Source organism: Sphingomonas canaveralia (genome assembly GCF_047238125.1).
GTDB lineage: Bacteria > Pseudomonadota > Alphaproteobacteria > Sphingomonadales > Sphingomonadaceae > JBDFMH01.
This window is the reverse complement of sequence record NZ_JBDFMH010000001.1, coordinates 2,946,165-2,963,605: the sequence shown is the minus strand read 5'-3', so window position 1 is coordinate 2,963,605 and position 17,441 is coordinate 2,946,165. Positions and strand designations below refer to the sequence as shown.

General features: G+C 67.4%; 17 protein-coding genes. 11 read left to right on the top strand and 6 right to left on the bottom strand.

Going from position 1 to position 17,441, the window contains the following annotated elements:
* Nucleotides 1–2 precede the first annotated feature (2 nt).
* Complete coding sequence (locus ABC347_RS14815) at nt 3–1,976, bottom strand: S9 family peptidase (protein WP_413246476.1); 1,974 nt, start codon at nt 1,974–1,976, stop codon at nt 3–5.
* Nucleotides 1,977–2,049: 73 nt separating this feature from the next.
* On the opposite strand from ABC347_RS14815, the gene pabB reads away from it, so the two are divergent.
* From pabB to ABC347_RS14790, 5 genes are all read left to right on the top strand, one after another.
* Nucleotides 2,050–3,792 (top strand): aminodeoxychorismate synthase component I, encoded by a 1,743-nt coding sequence (gene pabB, locus ABC347_RS14810; RefSeq protein WP_413246475.1) that lies wholly within the window; start codon nt 2,050–2,052, stop codon nt 3,790–3,792.
* 64 nt (nt 3,793–3,856) lie between these two features.
* Nucleotides 3,857–5,059 carry a pyridoxal phosphate-dependent aminotransferase gene (locus ABC347_RS14805; protein ID WP_413246474.1) on the top strand — a complete coding sequence of 401 codons (1,203 nt, stop codon included), beginning with the start codon at nt 3,857–3,859 and terminating at the stop codon, nt 5,057–5,059.
* Nucleotides 5,060–5,103: 44 nt separating this feature from the next.
* Nucleotides 5,104–5,802 (top strand): peptide-methionine (S)-S-oxide reductase MsrA, encoded by a 699-nt coding sequence (gene msrA / locus ABC347_RS14800; protein WP_413246473.1) that lies wholly within the window; start codon nt 5,104–5,106, stop codon nt 5,800–5,802.
* 119 nt (nt 5,803–5,921) lie between these two features.
* Complete coding sequence (locus ABC347_RS14795) at nt 5,922–6,350, top strand: hypothetical protein (RefSeq protein WP_413246472.1); 429 nt, start codon at nt 5,922–5,924, stop codon at nt 6,348–6,350.
* Complete coding sequence (locus tag ABC347_RS14790; protein ID WP_413246471.1) at nt 6,347–7,075, top strand: TorF family putative porin; 729 nt, start codon at nt 6,347–6,349, stop codon at nt 7,073–7,075. Before ABC347_RS14795 ends, ABC347_RS14790 begins: the two co-directional genes overlap by 4 nt.
* A 1-nt stretch (nt 7,076) precedes the next feature.
* On the opposite strand, the gene pdeM is transcribed toward ABC347_RS14790, so the two are convergent.
* Entirely contained in the window at nt 7,077–7,739 is a 663-nt protein-coding gene (gene pdeM, locus ABC347_RS14785; protein WP_413246470.1) for a ligase-associated DNA damage response endonuclease PdeM, read from the bottom strand.
* Nucleotides 7,740–7,770: 31 nt separating this feature from the next.
* Entirely contained in the window at nt 7,771–8,769 is a 999-nt protein-coding gene (locus tag ABC347_RS14780) for a ligase-associated DNA damage response exonuclease (protein WP_413246469.1), read from the bottom strand.
* Between the two features lie 90 nt (nt 8,770–8,859).
* Here ABC347_RS14780 and ABC347_RS14775 point away from each other — a divergent pair, with 90 nt between their 5' ends.
* The 5 genes from ABC347_RS14775 to ABC347_RS14755 all read left to right on the top strand — a co-directional run bounded on the left by ABC347_RS14775 (nt 8,860) and on the right by ABC347_RS14755 (nt 13,787).
* Nucleotides 8,860–9,054 (top strand): hypothetical protein, encoded by a 195-nt coding sequence (locus ABC347_RS14775; RefSeq protein ID WP_413246468.1) that lies wholly within the window; start codon nt 8,860–8,862, stop codon nt 9,052–9,054.
* A gap of 41 nt (nt 9,055–9,095) precedes the next feature.
* Nucleotides 9,096–9,887, top strand: coding sequence for an oxygenase MpaB family protein (locus ABC347_RS14770; RefSeq protein WP_413246467.1), 792 nt, complete (start codon nt 9,096–9,098; stop codon nt 9,885–9,887).
* Between the two features lie 53 nt (nt 9,888–9,940).
* The gene (locus ABC347_RS14765; protein ID WP_413246466.1) at nt 9,941–12,343 is read left to right on the top strand and encodes a ligase-associated DNA damage response DEXH box helicase; all 2,403 of its coding nucleotides are present in this window, start codon (nt 9,941–9,943) and stop codon (nt 12,341–12,343) included.
* Nucleotides 12,344–12,386: 43 nt separating this feature from the next.
* On the top strand, nt 12,387–13,097 hold the full coding sequence (locus ABC347_RS14760) for a glutathione S-transferase (protein ID WP_413246465.1): 711 nt from the start codon (nt 12,387–12,389) through the stop codon (nt 13,095–13,097).
* Between the two features lie 138 nt (nt 13,098–13,235).
* Entirely contained in the window at nt 13,236–13,787 is a 552-nt protein-coding gene (locus tag ABC347_RS14755; protein ID WP_413246464.1) for a CHAP domain-containing protein, read from the top strand.
* A 45-nt stretch (nt 13,788–13,832) separates the two neighbouring features.
* On the opposite strand, the gene pgmG is transcribed toward ABC347_RS14755, so the two are convergent.
* The 3 genes from pgmG to ABC347_RS14740 form a co-directional block, all read right to left on the bottom strand.
* Entirely contained in the window at nt 13,833–15,215 is a 1,383-nt protein-coding gene (pgmG, locus tag ABC347_RS14750; protein WP_413246463.1) for a phosphoglucomutase/phosphomannomutase PgmG, read from the bottom strand.
* Nucleotides 15,216–15,279: 64 nt separating this feature from the next.
* Complete coding sequence (locus tag ABC347_RS14745; protein WP_413246462.1) at nt 15,280–15,690, bottom strand: J domain-containing protein; 411 nt, start codon at nt 15,688–15,690, stop codon at nt 15,280–15,282.
* Entirely contained in the window at nt 15,690–16,484 is a 795-nt protein-coding gene (locus ABC347_RS14740; RefSeq protein WP_413246461.1) for a division plane positioning ATPase MipZ, read from the bottom strand. The genes ABC347_RS14745 and ABC347_RS14740 overlap by 1 nt, the downstream gene beginning before the upstream one ends.
* 103 nt (nt 16,485–16,587) lie before the next feature.
* On the opposite strand from ABC347_RS14740, the gene panC reads away from it, so the two are divergent.
* Entirely contained in the window at nt 16,588–17,439 is an 852-nt protein-coding gene (gene panC, locus ABC347_RS14735; protein WP_413246460.1) for a pantoate--beta-alanine ligase, read from the top strand.
* Nucleotides 17,440–17,441: the final 2 nt, after the last annotated feature.

Genomic DNA, 17,441 nt, shown 5'->3' with positions numbered 1-17,441 from the left:
GTTCAGCGTGATGCCGATTGGCCACTCATCAGCGTCTGCTGCCAGAAGATCAGGCTGGCCCAGAAATTGTAATCCTGGTTCTCCTTCTTGGCGAAGCCGTGGCCTTCATTCTGCCCGAGAAGATGCCAGGCAGTGCGCCCATTGGCACGCACCGCCTTCACGATCTGATCCGCTTCGGAAGCTGGCACGCGCGGATCATTGCCGCCGGTGACTACCATCAGCGGGATCCGCAATTCGGACACGCGTGTGAGCGGCGAGATTTCCTTGAGCTTGGCGCGCTGCGCCGGATCGCGTTCGTCGCCATATTCAACGCGGCGCAGGTCGCGGCGATAGCTCTGCGTATTCTCGAGGAAGGTCACGAAATCCGAGATCGCGACCACGCAGTTCGCGCCCTTGAACTTCGCGCCGTACCGGATCGCCGAAGCGTAGCACATATAGCCGCCATAGGACCCGCCGGTCACTGCCATCCGCGCCGGATCGATCCCCGGCTGCCGGCCCAGCGTATCGAGGAAGGCGCCGATATCCTTGACCGAATCCTCGCGTTTGAACGGGCCGTTGTCGAGCGCGACGAAGCGCTTGCCGAACCCGGTCGATCCGCGGACATTGGGATAGAAGACGGCGATGCCGAGCATATTCAGCAGATAGTTGCTGCGCCCCTGGAAACCGGGCCGGGACTGGCCCTCTGGCCCGCCATGGATGTTGACGATCAACGGCCGCTTGCCCGGAAACTTGTGGGGGTCGGGCTGGTAGAGGAACCCCGAGACCGGCTCGCCATCGAAGCTCTTCACCTCCACCAGCTTCGGCTCGACATTCGCTTGCGGATCGAGACCGCCGGTCTCGCTGTCCGTCCAGCGCGTCACCGCCAGCGTCTGCGGATCGACCGAATAGGCATCGGACGGACTGCGCGCGGACGACAGGGTGAGGCCGATCGTCCCCCATGGCGCAATCTCGAGTCCGCCCGCGATCCCGGTCGGCAGCTGGTCCGCTGCGCGCGTGGCGCCGGTGCGCGGATCGAGCAGCTTCAGCCGGCTGGCGCCCGCCTCATTGAGCAGATAGGCGATGAAGCTGCCATCCGCGGCAATGTCGAAATCCTCGACATCCCACTTCGCATCCTTGCTGACCGGCGTGAACCGCCGCGTCGCCGGATCGAGCGTGCCAAGGCGCTGGAATTCGGACCCTTCGTCCGAAGTGACCCACAGCCGCCCGTCAGCGGCGAACTTGGCGCCGCCATAGGACACTTCCGCCTTTGGATCAGAGATCGGCGTCAGCGTGCCGGTGGCGAGATCCAGCCGGTAGAGGTTGGACTTTGTGACCGAGACATATTCGACCACCACCGCCGACTTGGTGTCCGGCGCGAAATCCGCGATCGCCCAGCCCCCGCCCTTGACCTGCGCGACCATCCGGTCGCTCTTGGGATCGCGCGGGTCCATCACATAGAGGTCGCTGTCGGCACCGGTGCGGCGGGTGGACGAATAGCCGATCAGGCCACCGTCATGGCTCCATGCGCCGAACTCGTTGCGGCTCTTGCCGTCGGTCAGCAGGCTCAGCTGCCCATTCCTGAGCGTATAGAGCTGGAAGAACTCGTTCCCGCCGACATCCTTCTGCACGACCAGCACGTCGCCGCGCTTTGGCGCGATGGCGCCGAAGGGCACGGGCTCGAGCTCGAAGCTGATCTGGCGGCGATCGGCGCCCGGTGCGCGCACGCGGTGCAGCTGCGCCGTATTGCCGAAGCGGGTGGCGATCAGCATCGAACGATCGACCGGGTTCCAGCCGGTGAAGCCGGCGGTGCGGAATTCCAGATAGGGCCGGGTCGCGGCGGCCAGCGCGGCCGGAATGGGGGGCAGCCCATCCGCCACCAGCGCCGCCGGCTTAGGCACGACGTCCGCTGCGGGCTCCGGCACGGGCGCGGGCGCGGGCGTCTGGGCCAGCGCGATCGAGGCCGAGCAAGCTAGCAATGTCGCAGGCAGGATGCGCATCGGATCGGGACCCTTTCGATCTTGTCGTTGGATGCGGACTTTACGGGGCGGCGCGCATCGGTCAACGGACGGCATGATCGCGCGCGACCGCCCCTTCGTGCTGCTCGACGACGCTCGCGATCCGGGCGCGGGCACGGCGCGGCTGTTCCGGGATCCGGTCGGCATCGTCTCCACCGATCGCGCGGATGAAGTCGAGGTCGCGCTGGAAAGGATGCGTGCCGCGGTTGCCCGCGGGCTGCACGTCGCGGGCTGGATCGCCTACGAGGCGGGTGCGGTGCTCGAACCCGGGCTGAAAGGCCACGCCGCAGATGCGGATGGGCCCCTGCTCTGGTTCGGGCTGTTCGATCGCTGCGAGCCGATTCCGGCCGCGGCCGTGCCTGCGCTGCTACCCGATCCCGCCGGGGCCTGGGCCGGCCCGCCCCGCCCGCTGATCGACCGGGAGGCCCATGCCGAAGCGCTGGACCGGGTGAAACACTGGATCGCGGCCGGCGACATCTACCAGGCCAATCTCACCTTCCCCAATCATGTCGCGGTCCAGGGGGATCCGCGTGCGCTCTATGCGCGATTGCGGCAAGCAAAGGCAGGTTGGGGCGGCATCGTCTTCACCGGGGATCGCTGGCTGCTGTCCTGCTCGCCCGAGCTGTTCTTCACCGCCACGGCCGATGGCGCGCTGACCGCACGGCCGATGAAGGGCACTGCACCCGCCGGTGCCGATCCCGCCAGCCTGCGCGACGATCCGAAGCAGCGTGCGGAGAACCTGATGATCGTCGATCTCATCCGCAACGATCTCGCCCGCGTCGCCGAACCCGGCAGCGTGGCGGTGCCCGCGCTGTTCGATATCGAGGCCTATCCCACGGTCGTGCAGATGACATCGACCGTCACCGCGCGGCTGGCGGAACGGCGCGACGCGATCGACGTGCTGACCGCGACCTTCCCGTGTGGATCGATCACGGGCGCCCCCAAGATCCGCGCGATGGAAGTGATTGCGGCGGTCGAGCATCATCCGCGTGGCAGCTATACCGGATCGATCGGTCATCTGTCGCCGGATGGATCGGCCGCGTTCAACGTTGCCATTCGCACGCTGGACATGCTGGATGGCGCAGACGATGCCATGCTGGGCCTGGGATCGGGGATCGTGGCGGATTCCGAAAGCGGCGCCGAATGGCGCGAATGCCTGGCGAAGGGACGGTTCGTGACGGCGGGACAGCGCAGCTTCGACCTGATCGAGACGATGCGGTTCGAGCCGATGGACGGTTTGGTGGAGCTGGAACGCCATCTGGCGCGGATGCGGGCCAGTGCCGCCGCGTTCGGCTTTGCGTTCGACCGGCACGACGCCCGCAACGAGCTGCAGGCTGCAACCTTCCGGCTGCGCGCTCCCGCGCGGGTGCGGCTGATGCTGGGACCGAGTGGTGCGCTGGCGATCGAGGTCGGCCCGATGCCCGAGACGCCGGGCGGTACGGTCGGCGTGGCACTGGTACCGCTGCCGGTCGATCCTAGCGATTTCCGGTTGCGCCACAAAACCAGTGACCGCGGCTTCTACGATCGCGCGCGCCGCGAGGCGGGCACCTGGGATGTGCTGTTCGAGCGGCCGGACGGGCTGCTGACCGAAGGCAGCTTCACCAACCTGTTCGTGCCGCGCGACGATCGCCTGCTGACGCCGGCGCTCGATTTGGGCCTGCTCCCCGGCACGCTGCGCGATCGCCTGATCGGGGAAGGCCGGGCGGTGGAAGCGGAGTTGACGCGTGACGATCTCTCGGATGGTTTCTTCATGGGGAATGCGCTGCGCGGATTGATTGCTGCGCGGCTGGCGGCATGATCGGTTGAATCTTTCCCGCTCCCGCGGCACAGCGCGCGCGCAAAGCCGCAACGGGGAAGTTTCCATGCCGCAGATCAGCCAGGCCCTTGGGCGCATCTCGCCCTCGCCCACGCTCGCGATGACGAGCCGCGTGCTCGCGTTGAAGGCGCAGGGCATCGATGTGATCGGCCTGGGCGCTGGCGAGCCCGATTTCGATACGCCCGATTTCGTGAAGGACGCCGCGATCGAAGCGATCCGCGCCGGCCAGACCAAATATACCAATGTCGACGGCACCGCCGCGCTGAAGAACGCGGTGGCCGACAAGTTCAAGCGCGACAACGCGCTGACCTACACCCCCGATCAGATCAGCGTGAACGTCGGCGGCAAGCACACGCTGTTCAACGCCTTGGTCGCCACGGTCGACGCGGGCGACGAGGTGGTGATCCCGGCACCCTATTGGGTCAGCTATCCGGATATCGTGCAGTTCGCGGGTGGCACCCCGGTGATCGTGCCGGCCGGCGCGGATCAGGACTATAAGATCACGCCCGGACAGCTGGATGCCGCAATCACCCCGCGCACCAAGTGGCTGATCCTGAATTCGCCATCGAACCCGACCGGCGCCGCCTATTCGGAAGCTGAGCTGAAGGCGCTGGCCGAGGTGATCCGCCGCCACTCCCATGTCTGGGTGATGGCCGACGATATGTACGAGCATATCGTGTATGACGGGTTCCGCTTCACCACCTTCGCACAGGTCGCGCCCGATCTCTACGATCGCACGCTGACGGTGAACGGCTGTTCGAAGGCTTATGCGATGACGGGCTGGCGGATCGGCTTTGCCGGCGGGCCGGTGGCGATCATCAAGGCGATGGCCAAGCTGCAGTCGCAATCCACCTCCAACCCCTGCTCGATCGCGCAGGCGGCGGCCGTGGCAGCGCTGAACGGGCCGCAGGATTTCCTGGCCGAACGCAATGCCGCCTTCCAGCGCCGTCGCGATCTGGTGGTCGGTCGCTTCAATGCGATGCCGGGCATCACCTGCCCCACGCCCGAGGGCGCCTTCTATGTCTATCCCGAAGTGTCCGGCCTGATCGGCAAGGCCACGCCGGGTGGCCAGCGGATCGAGAATGACGCGCAGCTGATCGACTATTTCCTCGACAAGGCGCGGGTGGCGGCGGTGCACGGTGCGGCATTCGGGCTCGAGCCGGCATTCCGCGTCAGCTATGCCACGTCGGAGGCGATCCTGAGCGAAGCCTGCGACCGGCTCGAGACCGCGGTGCTGGCGCTGCGCTGATCGCGGCCTTGCAACCCTGGTGTTCAGGCCCACGTAACTCGGGCATGACCAGCCTTCGCCTCTCTGTCGCCGCGGCGGGTGCCGCCATCCTCCTGTCCACTGCCATGCTGGGCCAGATCAGTGCCGCATCGGCGGCCGAAGGCGTGCGCGTGCCGCCACCGGCCTTTTCGACGCCCGCCACCGCGCCAGCCGAGACCGCCATCTTCGCGGGCGGCTGCTTCTGGGGCGTCCAGGGCGTGTTCGCCCATGTGAAGGGCGTGAAGAGCGCGGTTTCGGGCTATGCCGGCGGCGACCGCGCCACCGCAAATTACGAAGCGGTCGGCAGCGGGCGGACCGGCCATGCCGAAGCGGTGCGCGTGACGTTCGATCCGCGTGTCGTCAGCTATGCGCAGCTGCTGCAGGTCTATTTCTCGGTCGTGGCCGATCCGACGCAGCTCAACTATCAGGGTCCGGATCGCGGCCCCCAGTATCGCGGCGCGCTGTTCCCGACGACGGCGCAGCAAAAGGCAGTGGCCACGCGCTACATCGCCCAATTGGGCAAGGCCGGCGTCTGGAAACGCCCGATCGTGACCCGGATCGAGCCAGCGACCAGCTTCTACGCTGCGGAGGCCTATCATCAGGACTATTTCTGGGAGAACCCGAACTCGGGCTATATCCGGATGCACGACGTGCCCAAGGTGAAGGCGCTCAAGGCCTTCTACCCCGGCCTGTGGCGTGATCGCCCGGCGCTCGTGAAGGGCTGATCACACGCCCGCATCGGCCACCGCCGCATTTCGAAATTGTCCGGAAAAGAAGCCGAAACGCGCCACCGCCACATCGCGGCCATTGCGACGCAGATCGCAGACCGTAGAGGAGCGTGACGATGTTCGATCTGATTTCGATGGCCCTGCTTTCGGCGGCCGGGAGCGACATGACCCATGATGTGACCGTGCAGGCCGCCGGCGCTTCCGTGCGCGCCGCCTATACTGCCTATGTCGACGTGCGGATGCAGCAGCGCGGCATGTCCCCCGGAACACGGCCCGGCACCGCGCAGTGCCATTGGCAGGCCTTTGCGACGGTGACGCGCAGCGTGGCCGATGACACTGCCCCCACGCGCAGCTTCGCACCCGTCGAAGTCGGCAGCGGCTTTCGGGCGGGCGGCTGCATGGAAACGCGTGAAGGCGTGCAGGCCGATGCCGCCGCCAGCCATCGCCGCCGGATCGGCGAAGTGCTGATCGAAACCGCGCGCCGCGACGAAGCGACGCTGACCGCCGAAATCGCGGGCACGGGCCGGTTGGCAGCAGGCAATTGATCCGCGCCGCGATCCTTTCCGCTGGGCTCGCAAGCGCGGCGGCCCCCGCCGCCGCGCTGGACCCGGCGTTCTGGATCGACGCCGCCACCGATCTGCGCGAACGCGGGCTCAGCCAATCCGGCGGGCGGGCAGCCGTGGAAGCGGGCGTCGGTATCGGGACGGAAGGGCCGACGCTGGATATCGCCGCCGCCACTGTGCGCGGTTCGCCCCGGCATGGCGGGGCGGACCTGCGGGCGACTGTGACGGGCGGATACACGCTAAGATCCGGCGGCAGCCGGCTGCGTGCGGATGTCCGCTGGCAGGGTTTCGCCGGCGGCCGCGGACCGCTCGACTATTGGGAAGGCGGCGTGCTGGCCGATACGCTGATCGGCCCGATCACGCTGGCGGCCGGCGCGCGCTATGCCCCGCGCCAACGCGCGATTGGCGGCAGCCTGCTCAACCTGCGGCTGGCGGCCGACGGCGGGCTGCCGGGATCGCCCTGGTCGCTCGCCGCGCACATCGGGCGCACCAGCGGCGAGACGCATGATCCGCTGCGCGCGGCGCGGCTGCGCCCGGATCCTACCTATCTCGACTGGGCGGTCGGCATCCGCCGGGTGGCGGGCCCGGCGCTGCTGTCGCTTACGTATTCGGATACCGACGTCGCGAAGAATCGGGCCGGCATCCCCCCGGCTCTGCGTGCGGACAGCGGCGCGACGGTCGTCGCGCGCGTCGGCCTGTCCTTCTAGTTCAGGCCGCCAGCGGGAACCGCAGCAACCGATCGCTGAGCGGGATCAGCGCTTGGCCCGGCCCGCCGATCGCGCGGATGATGGCGGGATGATCGGCATCCAGCCCGCCGGTCAGCGATCCGAATGCGGGCAGGATCAGCTTGGTGGCCGATGCCACGAAACAGCGCCGCGCCACCCGCCCGCGCCGCGCACGCACCCGGAGCTTGGGGTGGAAATGGCCCGACAGTTCTGGCCGAGGATCGACCGGATCGGCCTCATGCCGCAGCACCACCCCGTCGACGATCGCTTCTTCCACGATCCGTCCGCCGCAATGATCGACGAACCCGGCATCATGGTTGCCGGTGATCCAGGTCCAGTCGGTGCCGCCGGTCAGCGCGCGGAGCATCGCCTGCGCCTCCACGGGCAGCCGATCGCAGCCTGCCTTGTCGTGGAAGCTATCGCCCAGACACCAGATCTCGCGCGCGTCCGTCGCCGCCACCAGCGCGGTCAGGTCCGCCAGCGTCGCCAGCGTATCATAGGGCGGCAGCATCTGCCCGAAGCGCGCAAACCAGCTGGCCTTTTCCAGATGCAGGTCTGCCACCAGCAGCGCCCGCCGCGCGGGCCACCACAAGGCGGCCTGCGGCAGCGCGACGAACTCAGCGGGGCCGAACGAAAAGGGAACCATCACCCGCCCCTAGCGCGGATGATCGGCCGCCTCAATCATCCTCGTCGTCATAACCGACGAGATCGAGCGCGCGCGCCTTGATCTGGCGGGTCATGCACCAGTGGACCAGCGCTTCCTCGCGGCCATGCGTTACCCACACCTCGCTCGGGGCGATCTCGGTCAGTGTGTCGGTCAGTTCGTCCCAGTCGGCATGGTCGGAAATTACCAGCGGCAGCTCGACATTGCGTTGCCGCGCACGCTGGCGGACGCGCATCCAGCCGGATGCCATCGCCGTGATCGGGTCGGGCAGCCGGCGCGACCAGCGATCGTTGAGCGCGGAAGGCGGCGCGACCACGATCGATCCCTTCATCTCCGCCGCCTTCAGCCCGGTGGCAGGGATGAGGGCGCCGAGATCAACTCCGAACTCACGATAGAGATCGCACAGCCGCTGCATCGCGCCGTGGATGTAGATCGGGTCGCGGTGCCCCCGCCCGCGCAGCTCCATGATCACCCGCTGCGCCTTGCCCAGCGCATAGGCGCCGACCAGCACGCAACGATCGGGATTGGCGTGGAGCGTGGCGAGCAACCGGTCCATCTCGGCACCTGTGTCGGGATGGCGGAAGACGGGCAGCCCGAACGTGGCCTCGGTGATGAAGACGTCGCACGGCACCGGCTCGAACGGCAGGCAGGTGGGATCGGGCCGGCGCTTGTAATCGCCCGACACGACGACCCGTTCGCCCTTGTGTTCCAGCACGATCTGCGCCGAGCCCAGCACATGGCCGGCGGGCACGAACCGCACATCGACCTCGCCTACCCGTAACGTCTCGCCATAGCGCACCGGCTGGGCCGTCTGCTGGCCATAGCGCACGTCCATGATCGCCAGTGTCTCCGGCGTCGCCATGACGGCGCCGTGGCCGCCCCGGGCATGATCGGCATGCCCGTGCGTGACCAGCGCGCGCGGTTTCGGCTGCGATGGATCGATCCAGGCGTCCGCCGCGGGCACATAGATGCCCTCGCGGTGCGGTTCGATCCAGGCGGCAAGGCGGCTCATCCGCATCAGATGGGGGGCGGGGCGTGCCACGTCCAGTGGATCGAACCCACGGCAGCCCGCGTTGACACTTGTTATCCAAGGAGATGGACAATGGACAGTGGCGGCATGGGCTGGAGCCTGATCACGATCATCGGCCCGATCGTCTTGGCAGTCGTGCTGATCTGGGCGATCTTCCGCAATCGGACCAGCAAGGCTGAACTCGACCGCACCGAGCAGGCGACGCGCGAGCTTTATCGGGAGCAGGATGCGGTGGACAAGGCGATGGACAATGAGGTGAAGCGCTGAGCCAGCCGCTCGAACCGCTGCGTGCCGCCATCGCCCAGGCCGTGGTGCGCACGTTCAACGATCCGACGCAGGGCGAGCGCCCCGTCGAGCGGAGCGCGGACGCCCTGTTCGCGCCCAGTTCGGTCGCGTGGCGCGTGCATGGCGATGTCGCTGGCATGATGGTCGGTGGCGTCGCCTCGCTGCTTCTGCAGATGCTGCACCCGGGTGTCCTGGCAGGAGTATGGGACCATTCCGATTTCCGCCGCGATCCGGCGGGCCGCCTGCGCAGGACCGCGCGCTTCATCGCGCTGACGACTTATGGCAGGCGCGACCAGGCTGAAGCCATCATCGCCAAGGTGCGCGGCATCCATGATCATGTCCATGGCCGCCTGCCCGATGGCACGCCCTATTCCGCCAACGATTCCGATCTGCTCGCCTGGGTGCATGTTACCGAGACGCTGTCTTTTCTCGACGGCTGGCGCCGCTATGGCGAGCCGCGGATGAGCCGTGCCGACCAGGATCGCTATTTCGCGGAGATGGCTGCGATCGGCACGGCCATGGGCGCCGATCCGGTGCCGCGCGATCGCACCGCGGCCGAATCAGTTATCGCCGGCATGCGGCCGGCACTGCGGGTCGACGATCGCACCCGAAGCATCGCCCGTGCGGTGCTCGCCCGGCCCGCCGATCGCCTGCGCGATGCTCCGGTTCGCGCACTGCTGCGCGCTGCTGCGATCGATCAACTGCCCGGCTGGGCCAAAGCGATGCACGGCTTCGACGCCGCGATGCCGCATCGGCCGCTGGTGCGGGCTGGGACCTGGGGCATCGCCAGCACCCTGCGCTGGGCGTTCGCCTGACCGCCGCGTCGCCCGCGCATTCCCTTTCGCCGCCCGCCCCCTACATCGGCGGCGTGGATCTGCCCCCCGTCATCGCCGACTGGTTCGCCGCCAAGGGCTGGCACCCACGTCGCCACCAGCGCGAGATGCTGGCCGCCGGGCGCGCCGGGCAGGATGCGCTACTGGTCGCGCCGACCGGAGCGGGCAAGACACTGGCCGGCTTCATGGCGAGCCTGGCCGATCTCGTCGAGAACCCGACCGAGGAACTGCACACGCTCTACGTCTCGCCATTGAAGGCTTTGGCGGTGGACGTGCAGCGCAACCTGCTGACGCCGATCGAGGAGATGGGCCTGCCGATAAGGGTGGAGACCCGCACCGGCGACACGCCATCCGATCGCAAGGCGCGGCAACGGCAGAAGCCGCCCCAGATCCTGCTGACCACCCCCGAATCGCTGAGCTTGCTGCTGAGCTATCCCGACAGCGATCGCCTGCTCGCCAGCCTGCGCACGCTGGTGATCGACGAGGTCCATGCCTTTGCCACCGGCAAGCGCGGCGATCTTCTGTCGCTCTGCATGGCGCGGTTGACGCGGATCGCGCCGGACATGCGGCGCGTGGCACTTTCCGCAACGGTCGCCGATCCGGACGGGTATCGCGGATGGCTGTCGCGCGACGGCCATATCGATGGCGTGGCGCTGGTGAAGGGCGATGCTGGCGCGCCGGCGGAAGTCTCGATCCTGCTGCCCCAGGATCGCGTGCCCTGGTCGGGCCATTCCGGCCGCTATGCCGCCGCCCAGGTGATGGCGGAGATCGCCACTCACCGCACCACGATCATCTTCTGCAACACCCGCAGCCTGGCGGAACTGATCTTTCAGGATCTGTGGGCCGAGAATGAACAGAAGCTGCCGATCGGGGTGCATCATGGATCGCTGAGCCGAGAAGCGCGTCGCAAGGTCGAACAGGCGATGGCGGACGGTAGATTGCGCGCGCTGGTCGCCACCGCCAGCCTCGATCTCGGCGTTGATTGGGGCGACGTCGATCTCGTCATTCAGATGGGCGCACCGAAGGGGTCGTCGCGCCTTTTGCAGCGGGTCGGCCGCGCCAACCACCGGCTGGACGAGCCCAGCCGCGCGCTGATCGTGCCGGGCAACCGGTTCGAATATCTAGAGGCGCGCGCTGCGCTCGACGCGGTCGAGGCTGGCGAGCTGGATCCGGACATCTTCCGGATGGGCAGCCTGGACGTGCTGGCCCAACATATCATGGGGGTTGCCTGTGCTGCGCCGTTCGCGGCCGATCAACTGTTTGAAGAGATTGGTTTTGCTGCACCTTATGCTGCACTTGGCCGCGATACGTTCGATCGCGTACTCAGCTTCATCGAATCGGGCGGCTATGCGCTCCGGGCCTATGACAAGTTCAAGCGGTTGACGCTCCACGCGGATGGCCTCTGGCATGTCAGCCATCCGCGCTTTGTTGCGCAGCATCGGTTGAATGCGGGGATCATCGTCGAGGCTGCCCTGCTCGAAGTCCGCTTCCGCAACGGCCGCAAGCTCGGCACAGTCGAGGAAGGCTTCGCCAGCCAGCTGGCCCCCGGCGATACCTTCTATTTCGCGGGGCTGAGCCTGGAAGTCGAGCGGATGGACGCGACCGACCTCTACGTCCGCATGTCGCACAAGACGGCGCGAATCCCGACCTATGGCGGCTCGCGGATGCCGCTCTCCACCAATCTCGCGCACCGTGTCCGCAGCTTCCTTGCCGAGCCAGCCGAATGGCCGCGCTTTCCGCCCGACGTGCAGGAATGGTTGCACGCGCAGGCGCGCCGATCGCTGCTGCCCGAGCCCGGCCAGCTACTGGTGGAAACCTTCCCGCGCGAAGGCCTGCACTACATGGTCTGCTACAGTTTCGAGGGGTGGAATGCGCACCAGTCGCTGGGCATGCTGGTGACCAAGCGGATGGAGACGCTGGGGATGCAGCCGGTCGGCTTCGTCGCCAATGATTATGCGCTGGCCTGCTATGCGCTGAAGCCGATCCGCGATCCCCGCCCGCTCTTTTCGCGCGACATCCTCGAACATGAATTCGTGGAATGGGTCGAGCGGTCGCATCTGCTGAAGCGCGCCTTCCGCGAGGTCGCGGTGATTGGCGGGCTGGTGGAGCGCCAGCATCCGGGCAAGCGCAAGACCGGCAAGCAGGTCACCTTCTCGACCGATCTGATCTACGATGTGCTCCGCCGCTATGAGCCCACTCATCTGCTGCTCGAGGCGGCGTGGGCCGATGCGCGCGCACGGATGACCGATGTCGGCCGGCTCGGCAGCTTGCTCGATCGGGCCGTCGACACGATGCTGCATGTCGATCTGGACAAGGTATCGCCGCTGGCAGTGCCGGTGCTGGTCCTGATCGGCAACGAGAAAGTGGCGCAGGGCCTGGCCGACGATGCGCTGCTGATCGAAGCGGAGAGCCTTGCCGCCGAGGCGATGGCGGAATGACGGTTTGCGGAACGGCGCCAGCGTGCTGCCCGTTCAGCCTTGCATGACCGACTATGAACTCTGGTACTGGCCCGGCCTTCCCGGCCGTGGCGAATTCGTACGGCTGGCGCTGGAGGCGAAGCGCATTCCCTATCGCGACGTGGCGATGGAGGAAGGCGCTGCCGATAAGGTCCGCGCCGGGATCGACGACGGCAGCCGCGATGCGCCGTTCGCGCCGCCCTGGCTGATCGCGGGAGACCTGAGGATCGCGCAGGTGGCGAACATCCTGTTCTGGCTCGGCGGGCGGCACGGGCTCGCCCCATCTGACGAAGCCGGACGGCTCTGGGTGAATCAGCTGCAGCTGACCATCGCCGATGCGGTCGCCGAGGCCCATAATGTCCACCACCCGGTCGCGGTTGGCCTGGCCTATGAAGACCAGTCGGCCGAAGCCAAGCGCGCCGCGGAGGCGTTCCGGGCCGAGCGCATGCCCAAATTCCTCGGCTACTTCGAACATGTCCTGAATGCGCGGGGACCATGGCTTGCGGGACCGGACTGGAGTTATGCCGATCTCTCGCTGTTCCAGTTGATCGAAGGGCTGGCATTCGCCTTCCCTCGACGCTTCGCCACGCTGTCCCCCGCATTCCCGCGGCTTGGCGGATTGCGACAGCGTGTCGCGAAGCTCGACGGGATCAGCGATTATCTGCGCAGCGAGCGTCGCCAGGCGTTCTCGGCCGGCATCTTCCGCCATTATCCGGAGCTGGACGCCGAAAGCTGACCCGATCTGCTTGTGGCCATGATTACGGAACGGCTCGACGGGCCCGCGGCGCACCTCGCCGCAAAGCATGGCCAATCCTCTTTTTCCGTTAACCAGCAGCAGGTAGCCCCGCCTCAAGCAGAGACGGGGTCGACACAAGTGCAGAAACTCATTCGGGCCGCGATCGGTTCCATCGCGCTCATGCTCGCCGCGATGCCGGCCGCGGCACAGGCCGAAAGCTGGCAGTGTGCCCCGTTCGCGCGCATCTTTTCGGGTATCCAGCTGTTCGGCGATGCCTATAGCTGGTGGCAGAAGGCAGCCGGCAAATATGATCGCGGCGGCAGCCCGAAGGAGGGCGCTGTGCTGGTCTTCAAGGCCAGCGGCCCGATGCGGGTCGGCCATGTCGCGACCGTCAGCAAGATCATCTCCGAACGTGTCGTGAAGGTAACCCACGCCAACTGGTCGATCATCAACGGCCGCCGCGGCCAGGTCGAGCGCGACGTGACGGTGACCGACGTGTCACCAAACAACGACTGGAGCCAGGTGAAGGTCTGGTATGCCCCCATCAAGGGGCTGGGGCTGCGCGCCTATCCAGTCTACGGCTTCATCTATGGCGCCGGTGCGAAGCTGGCGCAGGCCGGCGCGGCAATGGCGGATGCCGGAGGCGACGTGCTGACGCTGAAAAAGCCGCTGGAAATCGCCGCCAACTGATCGGACAACCCCCCGAGGCTTGGCCCCGGGGGTTGTCTCAGCCGATCAGTGGCCCGCCTGCGGCCCGCGTTCGAGGCCCGAAGCCGCCAGTTGCGCGTCGATCATCGCCATCAGCCGATCGAGCCCGGCCTGATCATTGGCCTCTGCGCGGGCGACCAGCACGTCCTGCGTGTTCGAAGCCCTAAGCAGCCACCAGCCATCGGGCGTGTTGACCCGCGCGCCATCGGTACGGTTGACGTCGGCTCCTTCGGCTTCCAGCCGGTCGAGCACTTCGTCGATCACCGCGAACTTGCGCGCTTCGGACACCTGGAAGCGCAGTTCCGGCGTGTTGACCATTGCCGGCATCGCATCCTTGAGCGCGGTCAGCGATCCGCCGAGCTGGCGCACCGCCGTGATCAGCCGGACGGCGGCATATTGCGCATCATCGAACCCGTAATAATCATGCGCGAAGAAGATGTGGCCGGACATCTCGCCGGCCAGCGGCGCACCCGTCTCCTTCATCTTCGTCTTGATCAGCGAGTGGCCCGTCTTCCACATCAACGGCTGGCCACCCAGCGCCGCGATCCGATCGTAGAGCGCCTGGCTGGCCTTCACGTCGGCGATGATGGTGGCGCCGGGCTCGGCGCGCAACACGGGTTCGGCCAGGATCGAGAGCAGCTGATCGCCCCAGATCACCCGGCCCTGCCCGTCGACCGCGCCGATCCGGTCGCCATCGCCATCGAACGCCAGGCCGAAATCCAGGCCCTTTTCCAGCACCAGCGCCTTCAGGTCGGCGAGGTTCTTCTCCTCGGTAGGATCGGGGTGATGGTTCGGGAAGCGGCCATCGACTTCGGTGAAGATGGTATGATGCTCACCCGGCAGCAGCTCGACCAGTCGATCGATGATCGGGCCGGCCGCGCCGTTGCCGGCATCCCAGCCGATGCGGAATGCGCCGCCGGCGTAGCCGACCATCAGCCGTGCGACATAATCCTCCATCACCTCGGCATTGGTGACGGTCCCCTCGCCTTCGTCCCAATCGCCTTCGGCCGCCATCTTACCGATCGACTGGATATCCGCGCCGAAGAACGGCCTGTGCTGCAGCACCATCTTGAAGCCGTTATATTCGGCGGGGTTGTGGCTGCCGGTGATCTGGATGCCGCCATCCACCTCCAGCGTGGCTTCGGCATAATAGAGCATCGGCGTCGGGCCCAGGCCGATCCGCACCACGTCGACGCCGCCGCGCGTCAGGCCCTCGATCAGTGCGGCTTCCATGACGGGAGAACTCTCGCGACCGTCATAGCCGACCGCGACCCGGGTGCCGCCCGCGCGGCGTACATGCGTGGCGAAGCCGCGGCCGATCGCCGTGGCATCGGCCGGGCCGAGCGTCTTCCCGACGATGCCGCGGATATCATATTCGCGCAGCGAGGTCGGATCGAACTGATGGGTCATGCAAACTCCCTGAACTGAACGGTCGTGCCAGCGCGGCGCGACGCGGCGGTCGGACACAAGACGCTCAATCGCGGCGTCGGTTCATTCCATCGAGCAGCGTATCGCGCGCGGCGTTCACGCGGCGCGCCAGTACCTCGCTGCCGCCGGTATCGGGGTGCACGCGGGCGATCAGCCGGCGATGCGCCTGGCGCACCATCTCCGCATCGGCATGCGGCGGCAGTTCGAGCAGCGCACGCGCTTCTTCGTCCGAAAGGCGGGGCTCTACCGCCGGTTCGGCGCGCATCCGCATCCAGATCCAGCACGCCGCGCCTCCAAGCGCCACGATGGCGAGCGCCATCTGCCCGTGGCGCAGCGCGTTGAGCCCGGCCAGGGCAGCGATGCCCACCGCGACGTCGCCGGTGCGCAATGCACCAAGATGACCCTGCTTCCAGGCCCACAACCCGACCAGCGCCGCCAGGATGATCGCGAACGCCATCAGACTGCTTCCGGCAGCTTCTGCTTCACCCAGTCGGGCAGCGCCAGCCCGGCCACCATCTCGCGCAGTTCCTGGCGCGCGGCGACATGGGCGATCCCGGCCTCGCCGCCGATCGTCTGCAGATCCAGCAGGGTCAGCCCGCGCGGAAAGAGCTCGCGATAGATCACGCGTTCGGACAGGCCGGGAATGACGCGGAAGCCGACCCGCTTCGAAAGCTCGCCCAGCGCCGCGGCCACGCGTCGCATGTTGCGCGCCTCGACATGCTGCAGCCGGTTGCGCAGCACCACCCAGTCGACCGTGCCGCCATCCACCTTGGCGCGTACCTTGCGTGCATCCCACACGATCTCGGCATAGAAACTCGGCCGCTGCACCTTGAACGTGTCGGGGTGGACCTGCCCGATCAGATCGAGATCGACGAAACTGTCGTTGATCGGCGTCACCAGCGTATCGGCGCGTTCGATCGCGGCGCGCGCCTGCGCATCGTCGCGACCCGGCGTATCGACCACGATCACGTCCACCTCTTCGCGCAGCGCCTCGATCCGTTCGCCGACATGGGGGCCGCGCATCGGATCCAGCGTCTCGTGGAACGGCATCGGCAGATCGACACCCTCGCGCCGGATGGTCGCGGCGCGGTTGTCCATGTAGCGGCCGAAGGTTCGCTGGCGGTGATCCAGATCGAGCGCGGCCACCCGCCGCCCCGCCGCCGCCATCGCCACGGCGACATGCACGGCTGTCGTCGATTTGCCCGAACCGCCTTTTTCGTTTGCGAACACAATGAGATGCGCTTTTTGCACTGGCCCCTCGGCTGCCCCCTGCGCGGAGCCGCATTCCGCGCTTGATCTTCCCGGCTGCGCCCCCCTAAGACGCGCCTCCGCACCTATCGGAGGGGGCCTTCGCGTGCAAACGGTTCGTACAGTCGACGCGCTGCGCAGCGCCGTCGCCGCCTTTCGCGCGGCTGGCGAGCGCGTGGCGCTGGTGCCCACGATGGGGGCGCTGCATGCCGGGCACATGGCGCTGGTGGCCGAAGCGCGCCGGCGCGCGGACCGGGTGGTCGTGTCGATCTTCGTCAATCCCACCCAATTTGGCCCGAACGAGGATTTTGCCGCCTATCCGCGCCGCGAGGCGAGCGATGCCAAGCTACTCGACGACGCGGGCGTCGACATATTGTGGGCGCCCGAGGTGGCCGAGATGTATCCGGCGGGCTTCGCCACCGCGGTCTCGGTTGCGGGCATCTCGGCGCATCTCGACGGCGCCGCCCGCCCCGGTCATTTCGATGGCGTGGCGACGGTCGTTTCCAAGCTGTTCAACCAGGTGCGGCCCGATGTCGCCGTGTTCGGCGAGAAGGATTACCAGCAGCTCCAGATCGTCGCCCGCATGGCCACGGATCTCGATCTCGGGGTCGAGGTGATCGGCCTGCCCACCCAGCGCGACGACGACGGCCTCGCCCTCTCCTCGCGCAACGCCTATCTTACTCCCGAGGAGCGCGTCGCCGCGCGGACTTTGCCGCGCGCGCTGGGCGAAGCGGCGGCGAGCATCGCGAAGGGCGCGCCGGTGGCGGATGCGCTGGACATGGCCCGCAAACGGCTGGCGGATGCCGGCTTCGATCCGATTGATTATGTCACGCTGGTCGATGCGCGGAAGCTCGAGGCGATCGATACGCTCGACGGTCCCGCGCGGCTGCTGGCCGCCGCGAAGCTCGGCCGCACCCGGCTGATCGACAATCTGGCGGTTCTGCCCGCCTCGGAATAACC

Bases quoted from the DNA above. Each gene is read 5' to 3' on its own strand.
- pabB (WP_413246475.1), top strand. From the start codon at position 2,050: ATGATCGCGCGCGACCGCCCCTTCGTGCTGCTCGACGACGCTCGCGAT.
- ABC347_RS14795 (WP_413246472.1), top strand. From the start codon at position 5,922: ATGTTCGATCTGATTTCGATGGCCCTGCTTTCGGCGGCCGGGAGCGAC.
- ABC347_RS14745 (WP_413246462.1), bottom strand. From the start codon at position 15,690: ATGGCGTTCGCGATCATCCTGGCGGCGCTGGTCGGGTTGTGGGCCTGG.
- ABC347_RS14805 (WP_413246474.1), top strand. From the start codon at position 3,857: ATGCCGCAGATCAGCCAGGCCCTTGGGCGCATCTCGCCCTCGCCCACG.
- ABC347_RS14775 (WP_413246468.1), top strand. From the start codon at position 8,860: ATGGACAGTGGCGGCATGGGCTGGAGCCTGATCACGATCATCGGCCCG.
- ABC347_RS14760 (WP_413246465.1), top strand. From the start codon at position 12,387: ATGACCGACTATGAACTCTGGTACTGGCCCGGCCTTCCCGGCCGTGGC.
- ABC347_RS14815 (WP_413246476.1), bottom strand. From the start codon at position 1,976: ATGCGCATCCTGCCTGCGACATTGCTAGCTTGCTCGGCCTCGATCGCG.
- pgmG (WP_413246463.1), bottom strand. From the start codon at position 15,215: ATGACCCATCAGTTCGATCCGACCTCGCTGCGCGAATATGATATCCGC.
- ABC347_RS14780 (WP_413246469.1), bottom strand. From the start codon at position 8,769: ATGAGCCGCCTTGCCGCCTGGATCGAACCGCACCGCGAGGGCATCTAT.
- msrA (WP_413246473.1), top strand. From the start codon at position 5,104: ATGACCAGCCTTCGCCTCTCTGTCGCCGCGGCGGGTGCCGCCATCCTC.
- pdeM (WP_413246470.1), bottom strand. From the start codon at position 7,739: ATGGTTCCCTTTTCGTTCGGCCCCGCTGAGTTCGTCGCGCTGCCGCAG.